Annotated in this window: 3 protein-coding genes, 3 tRNA genes and 5 rRNA genes; all 11 read left to right on the top strand. The window is 49.0% G+C overall.

Annotated elements, in window-relative coordinates; genetic code table 11:
• Positions 1 to 15: 15 nt before the first annotated feature.
• On the top strand, positions 16 to 1,887 hold the full coding sequence (locus KHN79_RS12390; protein ID WP_182011488.1) for an assimilatory sulfite reductase (NADPH) flavoprotein subunit: 1,872 nt from the start codon (positions 16 to 18) through the stop codon (positions 1,885 to 1,887).
• Entirely contained in the window at positions 1,887 to 3,623 is a 1,737-nt protein-coding gene (gene cysI / locus KHN79_RS12385; RefSeq protein ID WP_182011487.1) for an assimilatory sulfite reductase (NADPH) hemoprotein subunit, read from the top strand. Before KHN79_RS12390 ends, cysI begins: the two co-directional genes overlap by 1 nt.
• Entirely contained in the window at positions 3,616 to 4,395 is a 780-nt protein-coding gene (locus KHN79_RS12380; RefSeq protein ID WP_182011486.1) for a phosphoadenylyl-sulfate reductase, read from the top strand. The genes cysI and KHN79_RS12380 overlap by 8 nt, the downstream gene beginning before the upstream one ends.
• A gap of 587 nt (positions 4,396 to 4,982) precedes the next feature.
• Positions 4,983 to 6,535, top strand: a 16S ribosomal RNA gene (locus KHN79_RS12375).
• 91 nt (positions 6,536 to 6,626) lie between these two features.
• Positions 6,627 to 6,702 (top strand) — tRNA-Glu (locus tag KHN79_RS12370).
• Between the two features lie 279 nt (positions 6,703 to 6,981).
• Positions 6,982 to 9,873 (top strand): 23S ribosomal RNA (locus KHN79_RS12365).
• Positions 9,874 to 9,967: 94 nt separating this feature from the next.
• Positions 9,968 to 10,083 (top strand): 5S ribosomal RNA (gene rrf / locus KHN79_RS12360).
• A gap of 318 nt (positions 10,084 to 10,401) precedes the next feature.
• Positions 10,402 to 11,954 (top strand): 16S ribosomal RNA (locus KHN79_RS12355).
• A 65-nt stretch (positions 11,955 to 12,019) separates the two neighbouring features.
• Positions 12,020 to 12,096: transfer RNA gene (locus KHN79_RS12350), tRNA-Ile, on the top strand.
• Between the two features lie 41 nt (positions 12,097 to 12,137).
• Positions 12,138 to 12,213, top strand: a tRNA-Ala gene (locus tag KHN79_RS12345).
• A 265-nt stretch (positions 12,214 to 12,478) separates the two neighbouring features.
• Positions 12,479 to 15,370: ribosomal RNA gene (locus KHN79_RS12340) — 23S ribosomal RNA — on the top strand.
• The 16S, 23S and 5S rRNA genes sit together here with 3 tRNA genes alongside, the layout of an rRNA operon.
• The last annotated feature ends 80 nt before the right edge of the window (positions 15,371 to 15,450 follow it).

The raw sequence follows: 15,450 nt of genomic DNA, 5'->3' as shown, positions 1-15,450 counted from the left end.
AGGGATGTCGTGACAATGTCTTTTCAAAAGAACGAGTACTCACACACTAATGTGTCTGAAGATAATAACGGGCAAGGTGGAAACCCGCCAATCGCAAGCCCGCTGAATGACCAGCAATTTAACTCACTCCAACAAACTGTCTCAGGGTTGTCTTCACAGCAACTAGCCTGGGTCAGTGGCTACTTCTGGGGTTTAGCTCAACATCAACCAAGCGCAGCAGCTACGCCAATTGCACAAGCGGCTGCCGCTGTATCCGCTAAGCCAGCTGGTAAGCTGAGCATCATTTATGCTTCTCAAACCGGGAATGCTAAAGGCGTTGCCGAGGCTTTAGAGCAGGAAGCAAAGTCCGAAGGAATCGCTGTTGAATTATTCGATGCCAGCGATTACAAAGGCAAAAACTTAGCCAAAGAAACGCACGTTATCATCGTGGCTTCAACCAACGGTGAAGGCGAAGCGCCAGACAATGCTATTGAACTGCATGAATTTTTACAGTCGAAGAAAGCGCCTAAACTGCCTGACTTACAGTATGGTGTCATCGCGCTTGGTGACTCTAGCTATGAGTTCTTCTGCCAGACTGGTAAAGATTTTGATACCTATCTGTCAAAACTGGGTGCTAAGTCATTTATCGACCGTATCGACTGTGATGTAGACTACGAAGCACCTGCTACCGAGTGGCGTAAGAGTGCTCTGGAGAAAGTGAAAGAGACGCTTTCGTCTGGCAGCGCAGCAGAAGTCGTCCAGCTTCCCGTTGGTCAGGCTGCCGCAACGCATTCTCAGTACAACAAGCAGAATCCTTATACAGCAACACTGCTGACCAGTCAGAAGATCACTGGCCGTGACTCAGGTAAAGACGTACGTCACATCGAAATCGATCTGGATGGCTCGGGTCTGACTTACCAACCTGGTGATGCTCTGGGTGTATGGTATGAAAACAGCTCTGAGTTGGCTAATGCGGTTCTGGGTAAGGTCGGTTTGTCAGGCGTTGAAACTGTTGAGGTTGATGGGGAAAGTCTGTCTATCCATAGTGCTCTGGTCAGTAAATACGAAATCACCACATCTAACCCGCAGTTCGTGACTAAATTCGCTGAGCTTTCTGGAAGCAAGAAACTGCAGAAGCTGGTTGAAGATAAAGACAAGCTTCGTGAATACGCTGCGAATACTCAAATTGTTGATGTACTGGCAGAGAAGAAGACAAAGCTAACTGCTGATGAACTGGTTGGTTTATTGCGCCGCCTGACTCCTCGTCTTTACTCAATCGCTTCGAGCCAGTCTGAAGTCGATGAAGAAGTGCACTTGACTGTAGGTTTGGTTGAGTACGATCACAACGACGAAAAACGTTTCGGTGGCGCTTCTGGTTTCTTGGCACAACGCTTGGAAGAAGGCGGTGAAGTGAAAGTGTTTGTCGAACACAATAATAACTTCAAACTGCCGGAAGACGATAATACACCAGTCATCATGGTTGGTCCGGGTACAGGTATTGCGCCATTCCGCAGCTTTATTCAAGAGCGCGAGAACCGCGATGCTGAAGGCAAAAACTGGTTGTTCTTTGGTGACCGCACCTTCACACAAGATTTCTTGTATCAGGTTGAGTGGCAAAAATACCTTAAATCAGGCGTGCTAAGTCGTCTCGATGTTGCCTTTAGCCGCGACCAGATTGAAAAGGTTTACGTGCAACATCGCATTCTGGAAAACGCAGCTCAAGTATGGCAGTGGATTCAGGACGGTGCCTACATCTACGTATGTGGTGATGCAACTCGCATGGCGAAAGATGTCCACGACGCACTTATTATCGTTGCTGAGCAAGAAGGTAAACTGTCTCGCAGCGATGCAGAACAATTTATTAATGACTTACGTAAAGCGAAACGTTATCAGAGGGATGTGTACTAATGACTTTTTCTACGGAAAATAATAAGCAGGTTGTATTAGGCGAAGAGCTTGGGCCGCTTTCTGATAACGAGCGCCTGAAAAGGGAAAGTAACTTGTTACGTGGCACGATTGAGCAGGATCTGCAGGATCGTATTACTGGCGGGTTTACCGCGGACAACTTCCAGTTGATTCGTTTCCACGGCATGTACCAGCAAGATGATCGTGATATCCGTAATGAGCGTGCTAAGCAAAAACTTGAACCTCTTCATAACGTGATGCTTCGTGCTCGTATGCCTGGCGGTGTTATCACGCCGACACAGTGGCTGGCGATTGACAAGTTTGCAACAGAGCACTCTCTATACGGAAGTATTCGTCTGACTACACGTCAAACGTTCCAGTTCCACGGTGTCCTTAAGCCAAACATAAAGTTAATGCACCAAACGTTGAACAGCATTGGTATCGATTCAATCGCGACTGCGGGTGACGTTAACCGTAACGTACTCTGTACCACGAACCCGGTAGAGTCTGAATTGCATCAGGAAGCGTACGAGTGGGCAAAGAAGATCAGTGAACATCTTCTGCCAAAAACCCGCGCTTATGCTGAAATCTGGTTAGACGGTGAGAAAGTCGAAACAACTGAAGAAGACGAGCCAATCTTGGGTAAAACTTATTTACCTCGTAAGTTCAAAACTACTGTTGTTATTCCCCCGCAAAATGATGTGGATGTGCATGCGAACGATCTGAACTTCGTTGCGATTGCAGACAACGGCAAACTGGTTGGCTTCAACGTGCTTGTTGGTGGCGGTCTGGCGATGACACACAGTGATACATCAACATACCCTCGTCGTGCGGATGACTTTGGTTTTGTACCTCTGGATAAAACCTTAGATGTTGCCGCTGCAGTAGTAACGACTCAGCGTGACTGGGGTAACCGTTCAAATCGTAAGAATGCGAAAACCAAGTACACGCTTGATCGCGTAGGTACTGATGTGTTTAAAGCGGAAGTAGAAAAACGTGCTGGGATTAAGTTTGAAGCAAGCCGTCCATACGAGTTTACTGAACGTGGTGACCGCATTGGCTGGGTAGAAGGCATTGATGGTAAGTTCCATTTAGCTCTATTTATCGAGAATGGTAGATTATTGGATTACCCAGGTAAGCCATTAAAAACGGGTGTTGCTGAAATTGCGAAAATCCATAAAGGTGATTTCCGCATGACGGCTAACCAAAACTTGATTGTTGCCGGCGTACCGAAAAACGAAAAAGCGAAGATTGAAAAGATCGCGCGTGAACACGGCTTAATGGATGACAACGTTAGTGAGCAGCGTAAGAACTCCATGGCGTGTGTAGCTTTCCCGACTTGTCCGCTAGCAATGGCAGAAGCAGAACGATTCCTTCCTCAGTTTGTTACTGATGTAGAAGGTATCCTTGAAAAACATGGTCTGCCAGAAGATGACAACATCATCTTGCGTGTTACAGGCTGTCCGAATGGTTGTGGCCGTGCGATGCTGGCCGAAATTGGTCTGGTTGGCAAAGCTCCGGGTCGTTACAACCTGCACCTAGGTGGTAACCGTGCTGGCACACGTGTACCAAAAATGTATAAAGAGAACATCACGGATAAGCAAATCCTAGAAGAGATTGATCAGCTGGTGGCTCGATGGGCTGCAGAGCGTGAAGACGGAGAAGCATTTGGTGACTTCACTATTCGCGCCGGCATTATCCAGGAAGTGCTCGTGTCAAAGAGGGACTTCTATGCTTGATTCTGTAGCTTCCAAACCGGAGCTGGCAGAGTTATTGACATTAACTAAGACGGAGCAAGTCCTCCGTCTTGCTCAAATCAATGTCGAACTTGAACAGCTTTCGGCACAAGAGCGAGTTAGATGGGCTTTGGAAAACCTAGACGGAGAGTTCGCGGTTTCGTCTAGCTTTGGTATCCAGGCTGCGGTCATGCTTCATCTTGTGACTCAAGAAAAACCGGATATACCAGTTATCCTGACGGATACCGGATATTTGTTTTCAGAAACGTACCGCTTCATTGATGAGTTGACTGAGCAACTTAACCTGAACCTAAAAGTATACCGCGCGGTAAAAAGTGCTAATTGGCAAGAAGCCCGCTACGGAAATCTGTGGGAGCAGGGTGTTGAAGGTATAGAAAAGTACAACAAGATAAATAAAGTCGAACCAATGCGTCGTGCCTTGAAAGAGCTGAATGTTGCTACATGGTTTTCAGGCTTGCGCAGAGAGCAAAGTCATACTCGTTCAGGTTTACCTATACTCTCGATTCAAAATGGGGTGTTTAAGTTTTTACCGGTAATAGATTGGACTAATAAAGACGTTCACTATTATCTGGAAGAACACGGTCTCAAATACCACCCTCTATGGGATGAAGGTTACCTTTCTGTTGGTGATACCCATACTACCCGTAAGTGGGAGCCGGGAATGGCAGAGGAAGAAACCAGATTTTTCGGACTGAAGCGAGAATGTGGACTACACGAAGACGATGGTTCCGAACAAGATGGTTCGGGTATATAGATAAATGTAGGGATTGTTTTCCTATACACAATAAAGAAAGCCGCTTTTAAGCGGCTTTCTTTATTGTGTAGAAGCAAAAGACCGTGGTGAAAATGGATTTCTAAGGATAACTCTGTGGATAACCTGTTTGATAGTTAGGGGTAAAGTTGGATAAATAAGGGTTTGAGCGAAAACTCACCGTTTAACTATTATTTTTGCAATTTTTGAAAAATAACGCTTGCCAATGTGAGCGCGATCTCTATAATGCCACCTCGTCGACAGGGCAAGGGCTCGCAAGGGTTTGAGTAAGGTTGACAAGGTCAAAAAGAAAAACGAAATAATTTGCAAAAAGTGTTTGACACTAAAAATTATCTCGCTAGAATGGCCGCCTCTTCCGAAGTGATGTGAGTCACAAAGAAGAATAGCTCTTTAACAATATAGACCTATCAATCTGTGTGGGCACTCGTTGATGATAATCCAATTCGATACTTCGGTATCAAATTAGGTTTCAATGATACGAAGTGACCATTGAATCTTCGGATTCAGCACAGTCAATTCAAACATTACTTTATGTAATGTTCAGTATTCATTGAGCCGAACAAAATCTTAAATTGAAGAGTTTGATCATGGCTCAGATTGAACGCTGGCGGCAGGCCTAACACATGCAAGTCGAGCGGAAACGAGTTATCTGAACCTTCGGGGAACGATAACGGCGTCGAGCGGCGGACGGGTGAGTAATGCCTAGGAAATTGCCCTGATGTGGGGGATAACCATTGGAAACGATGGCTAATACCGCATGATGCCTTCGGGCCAAAGAGGGGGACCTTCGGGCCTCTCGCGTCAGGATATGCCTAGGTGGGATTAGCTAGTTGGTGAGGTAAGGGCTCACCAAGGCGACGATCCCTAGCTGGTCTGAGAGGATGATCAGCCACACTGGAACTGAGACACGGTCCAGACTCCTACGGGAGGCAGCAGTGGGGAATATTGCACAATGGGCGCAAGCCTGATGCAGCCATGCCGCGTGTGTGAAGAAGGCCTTCGGGTTGTAAAGCACTTTCAGTCGTGAGGAAGGTAGTGTAGTTAATAGCTGCATTATTTGACGTTAGCGACAGAAGAAGCACCGGCTAACTCCGTGCCAGCAGCCGCGGTAATACGGAGGGTGCGAGCGTTAATCGGAATTACTGGGCGTAAAGCGCATGCAGGTGGTTTGTTAAGTCAGATGTGAAAGCCCGGGGCTCAACCTCGGAATTGCATTTGAAACTGGCAGACTAGAGTACTGTAGAGGGGGGTAGAATTTCAGGTGTAGCGGTGAAATGCGTAGAGATCTGAAGGAATACCGGTGGCGAAGGCGGCCCCCTGGACAGATACTGACACTCAGATGCGAAAGCGTGGGGAGCAAACAGGATTAGATACCCTGGTAGTCCACGCCGTAAACGATGTCTACTTGGAGGTTGTGGCCTTGAGCCGTGGCTTTCGGAGCTAACGCGTTAAGTAGACCGCCTGGGGAGTACGGTCGCAAGATTAAAACTCAAATGAATTGACGGGGGCCCGCACAAGCGGTGGAGCATGTGGTTTAATTCGATGCAACGCGAAGAACCTTACCTACTCTTGACATCCAGAGAACTTTCCAGAGATGGATTGGTGCCTTCGGGAACTCTGAGACAGGTGCTGCATGGCTGTCGTCAGCTCGTGTTGTGAAATGTTGGGTTAAGTCCCGCAACGAGCGCAACCCTTATCCTTGTTTGCCAGCGAGTAATGTCGGGAACTCCAGGGAGACTGCCGGTGATAAACCGGAGGAAGGTGGGGACGACGTCAAGTCATCATGGCCCTTACGAGTAGGGCTACACACGTGCTACAATGGCGCATACAGAGGGCGGCCAACTTGCGAAAGTGAGCGAATCCCAAAAAGTGCGTCGTAGTCCGGATTGGAGTCTGCAACTCGACTCCATGAAGTCGGAATCGCTAGTAATCGTGGATCAGAATGCCACGGTGAATACGTTCCCGGGCCTTGTACACACCGCCCGTCACACCATGGGAGTGGGCTGCAAAAGAAGTAGGTAGTTTAACCTTCGGGGGGACGCTTACCACTTTGTGGTTCATGACTGGGGTGAAGTCGTAACAAGGTAGCGCTAGGGGAACCTGGCGCTGGATCACCTCCTTATACGATGATTATTCACGATGAGTGTCCACACAGATTGATACGGTTTATGAAGTTTAAGAGATAGAACATCCCCCAAGATGTTCAACTTAGTGTCCCGTTCGTCTAGAGGCCTAGGACACCGCCCTTTCACGGCGGTAACAGGGGTTCGACTCCCCTACGGGATACCATCTTTAAGCGCACTTTATTCGAAATAGAAAGCAGAGTGCTTTTAAAAATGATTACTTCATTGAAGTGATTAGCTCTTTAACAATTTGGAAAGCTGACAAAATAATCTTTAAGATTATTTGTAAAGTTCTCAAAGTATTCCTAAGGGAATACAACTAACAACACATTCAAGTGTTCTTGGAATTTGAGTCCGGCAAAATCGAAAGCTGTCTCGCTCATTCAAATAATGAGACAGCAACTTTGGTTGTTTAACTTCAATTCGAAACTCCTTCGGGTTGTATGGTTAAGTGACTAAGCGTACACGGTGGATGCCTTGGCAGTCAGAGGCGATGAAGGACGTATTAACTTGCGATAAGCCCAGATTAGGCAGTAAAAGCCACTTGAGTCTGGGATTTCCGAATGGGGAAACCCACTAGCATAAGCTAGTATCGCTGCGTGAATACATAGCGCAGCGAGGCGAACCGGGGGAACTGAAACATCTAAGTACCCCGAGGAAAAGAAATCAACCGAGATTCCGAAAGTAGCGGCGAGCGAAATTGGACTAGCCCTTAAGCTTTATATGCGTTAGACGAACGGTCTGGAAAGTCCGGCGATACAGGGTGATAGCCCCGTAGTTGACAACGCACATTCAGTGAAATCGAGTAGGGCGGGACACGTGATATCCTGTCTGAATATGGGGGGACCATCCTCCAAGGCTAAATACTACTGACTGACCGATAGTGAACCAGTACCGTGAGGGAAAGGCGAAAAGAACCCCTGTGAGGGGAGTGAAATAGAACCTGAAACCGTGTACGTACAAGCAGTAGGAGCAGGCTTTGTCCTGTGACTGCGTACCTTTTGTATAATGGGTCAGCGACTTATATTCAGTGGCAAGGTTAACCATCTAGGGGAGCCGTAGGGAAACCGAGTCTTAACTGGGCGTTTTAGTCTCTGGATATAGACCCGAAACCAGGTGATCTAGCCATGGGCAGGTTGAAGGTTGAGTAACATCAACTGGAGGACCGAACCGACTAATGTTGAAAAATTAGCGGATGACTTGTGGCTAGGGGTGAAAGGCCAATCAAACCTGGAGATAGCTGGTTCTCCCCGAAAGCTATTTAGGTAGCGCCTCGGACGAATACTACTGGGGGTAGAGCACTGTTAAGGCTAGGGGGTCATCCCGACTTACCAACCCTTTGCAAACTCCGAATACCAGTAAGTACTATCCGGGAGACACACGGCGGGTGCTAACGTCCGTCGTGGAGAGGGAAACAACCCAGACCGCCAGCTAAGGTCCCAAATTACTACTAAGTGGGAAACGATGTGGGAAGGCTCAGACAGCCAGGATGTTGGCTTAGAAGCAGCCATCATTTAAAGAAAGCGTAATAGCTCACTGGTCGAGTCGGCCTGCGCGGAAGATGTAACGGGGCTAAGTAGTAAACCGAAGCTGCGGCAATATACTTTTGTATATTGGGTAGGGGAGCGTTCTGTAAGCGGTTGAAGGTGTGTGGTAACGCATGCTGGACGTATCAGAAGTGCGAATGCTGACATGAGTAACGATAAAGGGGGTGAAAAACCTCCTCGCCGGAAGACCAAGGGTTCCTGTCCAACGTTAATCGGGGCAGGGTAAGTCGACCCCTAAGGCGAGGCCGAAAGGCGTAGTCGATGGGAAACGGGTTAATATTCCCGTACTTCTTACAATTGCGATGGGGGGACGGAGAAGGCTAGGTGGGCCTGGCGACGGTTGTCCAGGTTCAAGTGCGTAGGCTTAAGAGTTAGGTAAATCCGGCTCTTTTTAAGGCTGAGACACGACGTCGAGCTACTACGGTAGTGAAGTCATTGATGCCATGCTTCCAGGAAAAGCCTCTAAGCTTCAGATTGTAAGGAATCGTACCCCAAACCGACACAGGTGGTCGGGTAGAGAATACCAAGGCGCTTGAGAGAACTCGGGTGAAGGAACTAGGCAAAATGGTACCGTAACTTCGGGAGAAGGTACGCTCTCGACGGTGAAGTCCCTCGCGGATGGAGCTATTGAGAGTCGCAGATACCAGGTGGCTGCAACTGTTTATTAAAAACACAGCACTGTGCAAAATCGTAAGATGACGTATACGGTGTGACGCCTGCCCGGTGCCGGAAGGTTAATTGATGGGGTTAGACTTCGGTCGAAGCTCTTGATCGAAGCCCCGGTAAACGGCGGCCGTAACTATAACGGTCCTAAGGTAGCGAAATTCCTTGTCGGGTAAGTTCCGACCTGCACGAATGGCGTAATGATGGCCACGCTGTCTCCACCCGAGACTCAGTGAAATTGAAATCGCTGTGAAGATGCAGTGTACCCGCGGCTAGACGGAAAGACCCCGTGAACCTTTACTACAGCTTGGCACTGAACATTGACCCTACATGTGTAGGATAGGTGGGAGGCTTTGAAGACGGTACGCCAGTATCGTTGGAGCCGTCCTTGAAATACCACCCTTGTAGTGTTGATGTTCTAACGTTGACCCCTTATCGGGGTTACGGACAGTGCCTGGTGGGTAGTTTGACTGGGGCGGTCTCCTCCCAAAGAGTAACGGAGGAGCACGAAGGTGGGCTAATCACGGTTGGACATCGTGAGGTTAGTGCAATGGCATAAGCCCGCTTGACTGCGAGAATGACAATTCGAGCAGGTGCGAAAGCAGGTCATAGTGATCCGGTGGTTCTGAATGGAAGGGCCATCGCTCAACGGATAAAAGGTACTCCGGGGATAACAGGCTGATACCGCCCAAGAGTTCATATCGACGGCGGTGTTTGGCACCTCGATGTCGGCTCATCACATCCTGGGGCTGAAGTCGGTCCCAAGGGTATGGCTGTTCGCCATTTAAAGTGGTACGCGAGCTGGGTTTAGAACGTCGTGAGACAGTTCGGTCCCTATCTGCCGTGGGCGTTGGAGAATTGAAAGGGGCTGCTCCTAGTACGAGAGGACCGGAGTGGACGAACCTCTGGTGTTCGGGTTGTGTCGCCAGACGCATTGCCCGGTAGCTAAGTTCGGAATTGATAACCGCTGAAAGCATCTAAGCGGGAAGCAAGCCTTGAGATGAGTTCTCCCTGATACTTTAAGTATCCTAAAGGGTTGTCGTAGACTACGACGTTGATAGGCAGGGTGTGTAAGCGTTGTGAGGCGTTGAGCTAACCTGTACTAATTGCCCGTGAGGCTTAACCATACAACACCCAAGGGGTTTTGATGGACTCAATAAAAGAACATTGAATGTGTAAGAACGAGAATTAAAAAAACAGCTTTCCAGATTAAAGAATTTGCTTGGCGGCCATAGCGTTTTGGACCCACCTGATTCCATTCCGAACTCAGAAGTGAAACAAAACAGCGCCGATGGTAGTGTGGGGCTTCCCCATGTGAGAGTAGGACATCGCCAGGCTTTAATTTCGACTTTGCTTATGATTTAAGCAAGTCACCATAGGGTTCTGAAGTTTTTCAGAATTTTATGTTGACTTTCAAAGTGGAAAGCGTATTATACGCACCTCGCTTACGTGCTAAGGCACTGAAAGCCAAGCTCTTTAACAATATAGACCTATCAATCTGTGTGGGCACTCGTTGATGATAATCCAATTCGATACTTCGGTATCAAATTAGGTTTCAATGATACGAAGTGACCATTGAATCTTCGGATTCAGCACAGTCAATTCAAACATTACTTTATGTAATGTTCAGTATTCATTGAGCCGAACAAAATCTTAAATTGAAGAGTTTGATCATGGCTCAGATTGAACGCTGGCGGCAGGCCTAACACATGCAAGTCGAGCGGAAACGAGTTATCTGAACCTTCGGGGAACGATAACGGCGTCGAGCGGCGGACGGGTGAGTAATGCCTAGGAAATTGCCCTGATGTGGGGGATAACCATTGGAAACGATGGCTAATACCGCATGATGCCTTCGGGCCAAAGAGGGGGACCTTCGGGCCTCTCGCGTCAGGATATGCCTAGGTGGGATTAGCTAGTTGGTGAGGTAAGGGCTCACCAAGGCGACGATCCCTAGCTGGTCTGAGAGGATGATCAGCCACACTGGAACTGAGACACGGTCCAGACTCCTACGGGAGGCAGCAGTGGGGAATATTGCACAATGGGCGCAAGCCTGATGCAGCCATGCCGCGTGTGTGAAGAAGGCCTTCGGGTTGTAAAGCACTTTCAGTCGTGAGGAAGGTAGTGTAGTTAATAGCTGCATTATTTGACGTTAGCGACAGAAGAAGCACCGGCTAACTCCGTGCCAGCAGCCGCGGTAATACGGAGGGTGCGAGCGTTAATCGGAATTACTGGGCGTAAAGCGCATGCAGGTGGTTTGTTAAGTCAGATGTGAAAGCCCGGGGCTCAACCTCGGAATTGCATTTGAAACTGGCAGACTAGAGTACTGTAGAGGGGGGTAGAATTTCAGGTGTAGCGGTGAAATGCGTAGAGATCTGAAGGAATACCGGTGGCGAAGGCGGCCCCCTGGACAGATACTGACACTCAGATGCGAAAGCGTGGGGAGCAAACAGGATTAGATACCCTGGTAGTCCACGCCGTAAACGATGTCTACTTGGAGGTTGTGGCCTTGAGCCGTGGCTTTCGGAGCTAACGCGTTAAGTAGACCGCCTGGGGAGTACGGTCGCAAGATTAAAACTCAAATGAATTGACGGGGGCCCGCACAAGCGGTGGAGCATGTGGTTTAATTCGATGCAACGCGAAGAACCTTACCTACTCTTGACATCCAGAGAACTTTCCAGAGATGGATTGGTGCCTTCGGGAACTCTGAGACAGGTGCTGCATGGCTGTCGTCAGCTCGTGTTGTGAAATGTTGGGTTAAGTCCCGCAACGAGCGCAACCCTTATCCTTGTTTGCCAGCGAGTAATGTCGGGAACTCCAGGGAGACTGCCGGTGATAAACCGGAGGAAGGTGGGGACGACGTCAAGTCATCATGGCCCTTACGAGTAGGGCTACACACGTGCTACAATGGCGCATACAGAGGGCGGCCAACTTGCGAAAGTGAGCGAATCCCAAAAAGTGCGTCGTAGTCCGGATTGGAGTCTGCAACTCGACTCCATGAAGTCGGAATCGCTAGTAATCGTGGATCAGAATGCCACGGTGAATACGTTCCCGGGCCTTGTACACACCGCCCGTCACACCATGGGAGTGGGCTGCAAAAGAAGTAGGTAGTTTAACCTTCGGGGGGACGCTTACCACTTTGTGGTTCATGACTGGGGTGAAGTCGTAACAAGGTAGCGCTAGGGGAACCTGGCGCTGGATCACCTCCTTATACGATGATTACTCACGATGAGTGTCCACACAGATTGATACGGTTTATGTAAAAGAGACGATACTGGGTCTGTAGCTCAGGTGGTTAGAGCGTTCGCCTGATAAGCGAGAGGTCGGTGGTTCGAGTCCACTCAGACCCACCAATTCCTTTTAGGGAGTTGGCATACAGTATCGACACCTTGATGGGGCTATAGCTCAGCTGGGAGAGCGCCTGCCTTGCACGCAGGAGGTCTGCGGTTCGATCCCGCATAGCTCCACCATCTTTAAGCGCATTAGCGATAGTGCTTTTAAAAATGGTTACTTCATTGAAGTGATTAGCTCTTTAACAATTTGGAAAGCTGACAAAATAATCTTTAAGATTATTTGTAAAGTTCTCAAAGTATTCCTAAGGGAATACAACTAACAACACATTCAAGTGTTCTTGGAATTTGAGTCCGGCAAAATCGAAAGCTGTCTCGCTCATTCAAATAATGAGACAGCAACTTTGGTTGTTTAACTTCAATTCGAAACTCCTTCGGGTTGTATGGTTAAGTGACTAAGCGTACACGGTGGATGCCTTGGCAGTCAGAGGCGATGAAGGACGTATTAACTTGCGATAAGCCCAGATTAGGCAGTAAAAGCCACTTGAGTCTGGGATTTCCGAATGGGGAAACCCACTAGCATAAGCTAGTATCGCTGCGTGAATACATAGCGCAGCGAGGCGAACCGGGGGAACTGAAACATCTAAGTACCCCGAGGAAAAGAAATCAACCGAGATTCCGAAAGTAGCGGCGAGCGAAATTGGACTAGCCCTTAAGCTTTATATGCGTTAGACGAACGGTCTGGAAAGTCCGGCGATACAGGGTGATAGCCCCGTAGTTGACAACGCACATTCAGTGAAATCGAGTAGGGCGGGACACGTGATATCCTGTCTGAATATGGGGGGACCATCCTCCAAGGCTAAATACTACTGACTGACCGATAGTGAACCAGTACCGTGAGGGAAAGGCGAAAAGAACCCCTGTGAGGGGAGTGAAATAGAACCTGAAACCGTGTACGTACAAGCAGTAGGAGCAGGCTTTGTCCTGTGACTGCGTACCTTTTGTATAATGGGTCAGCGACTTATATTCAGTGGCAAGGTTAACCATCTAGGGGAGCCGTAGGGAAACCGAGTCTTAACTGGGCGTTTTAGTCTCTGGATATAGACCCGAAACCAGGTGATCTAGCCATGGGCAGGTTGAAGGTTGAGTAACATCAACTGGAGGACCGAACCGACTAATGTTGAAAAATTAGCGGATGACTTGTGGCTAGGGGTGAAAGGCCAATCAAACCTGGAGATAGCTGGTTCTCCCCGAAAGCTATTTAGGTAGCGCCTCGGACGAATACTACTGGGGGTAGAGCACTGTTAAGGCTAGGGGGTCATCCCGACTTACCAACCCTTTGCAAACTCCGAATACCAGTAAGTACTATCCGGGAGACACACGGCGGGTGCTAACGTCCGTCGTGGAGAGGGAAACAACCCAGACCGCCAGCTAAGGTCCCAAATTACTACTAAGTGGGAAACGATGTGGGAAGGCTCAGACAGCCAGGATGTTGGCTTAGAAGCAGCCATCATTTAAAGAAAGCGTAATAGCTCACTGGTCGAGTCGGCCTGCGCGGAAGATGTAACGGGGCTAAGTAGTAAACCGAAGCTGCGGCAATATACTTTTGTATATTGGGTAGGGGAGCGTTCTGTAAGCGGTTGAAGGTGTGTGGTAACGCATGCTGGACGTATCAGAAGTGCGAATGCTGACATGAGTAACGATAAAGGGGGTGAAAAACCTCCTCGCCGGAAGACCAAGGGTTCCTGTCCAACGTTAATCGGGGCAGGGTAAGTCGACCCCTAAGGCGAGGCCGAAAGGCGTAGTCGATGGGAAACGGGTTAATATTCCCGTACTTCTTACAATTGCGATGGGGGGACGGAGAAGGCTAGGTGGGCCTGGCGACGGTTGTCCAGGTTCAAGTGCGTAGGCTTAAGAGTTAGGTAAATCCGGCTCTTTTTAAGGCTGAGACACGACGTCGAGCTACTACGGTAGTGAAGTCATTGATGCCATGCTTCCAGGAAAAGCCTCTAAGCTTCAGATTGTAAGGAATCGTACCCCAAACCGACACAGGTGGTCGGGTAGAGAATACCAAGGCGCTTGAGAGAACTCGGGTGAAGGAACTAGGCAAAATGGTACCGTAACTTCGGGAGAAGGTACGCTCTCGACGGTGAAGTCCCTCGCGGATGGAGCTATTGAGAGTCGCAGATACCAGGTGGCTGCAACTGTTTATTAAAAACACAGCACTGTGCAAAATCGTAAGATGACGTATACGGTGTGACGCCTGCCCGGTGCCGGAAGGTTAATTGATGGGGTTAGACTTCGGTCGAAGCTCTTGATCGAAGCCCCGGTAAACGGCGGCCGTAACTATAACGGTCCTAAGGTAGCGAAATTCCTTGTCGGGTAAGTTCCGACCTGCACGAATGGCGTAATGATGGCCACGCTGTCTCCACCCGAGACTCAGTGAAATTGAAATCGCTGTGAAGATGCAGTGTACCCGCGGCTAGACGGAAAGACCCCGTGAACCTTTACTACAGCTTGGCACTGAACATTGACCCTACATGTGTAGGATAGGTGGGAGGCTTTGAAGACGGTACGCCAGTATCGTTGGAGCCGTCCTTGAAATACCACCCTTGTAGTGTTGATGTTCTAACGTTGACCCCTTATCGGGGTTACGGACAGTGCCTGGTGGGTAGTTTGACTGGGGCGGTCTCCTCCCAAAGAGTAACGGAGGAGCACGAAGGTGGGCTAATCACGGTTGGACATCGTGAGGTTAGTGCAATGGCATAAGCCCGCTTGACTGCGAGAATGACAATTCGAGCAGGTGCGAAAGCAGGTCATAGTGATCCGGTGGTTCTGAATGGAAGGGCCATCGCTCAACGGATAAAAGGTACTCCGGGGATAACAGGCTGATACCGCCCAAGAGTTCATATCGACGGCGGTGTTTGGCACCTCGATGTCGGCTCATCACATCCTGGGGCTGAAGTCGGTCCCAAGGGTATGGCTGTTCGCCATTTAAAGTGGTACGCGAGCTGGGTTTAGAACGTCGTGAGACAGTTCGGTCCCTATCTGCCGTGGGCGTTGGAGAATTGAAAGGGGCTGCTCCTAGTACGAGAGGACCGGAGTGGACGAACCTCTGGTGTTCGGGTTGTGTCGCCAGACGCATTGCCCGGTAGCTAAGTTCGGAATTGATAACCGCTGAAAGCATCTAAGCGGGAAGCAAGCCTTGAGATGAGTTCTCCCTGATACTTTAAGTATCCTAAAGGGTTGTCGTAGACTACGACGTTGATAGGCAGGGTGTGTAAGCGTTGTGAGGCGTTGAGCTAACCTGTACTAATTGCCCGTGAGGCTTAACCATACAACACCCAAGGGGTTTTGATGGACTCAATGAAAGAACATTGAATGTGTAAGAACGAGAATTAAAAAAACAGCTTTCCA

The sequence above is a fragment of the Vibrio sp. B1FLJ16 genome, from assembly GCF_905175385.1.
In the GTDB taxonomy this organism is placed as follows: Bacteria; Pseudomonadota; Gammaproteobacteria; order Enterobacterales; family Vibrionaceae; genus Vibrio.
This window is presented reverse-complemented; position numbering and strand designations above follow the sequence as displayed.

Coding starts and splice junctions, on each gene's coding strand:
- KHN79_RS12390 (WP_182011488.1), top strand. CDS start 16: ATGTCTTTTCAAAAGAACGAGTACTCACACACTAATGTGTCTGAAGAT.
- cysI (WP_182011487.1), top strand. CDS start 1,887: ATGACTTTTTCTACGGAAAATAATAAGCAGGTTGTATTAGGCGAAGAG.
- KHN79_RS12380 (WP_182011486.1), top strand. CDS start 3,616: ATGCTTGATTCTGTAGCTTCCAAACCGGAGCTGGCAGAGTTATTGACA.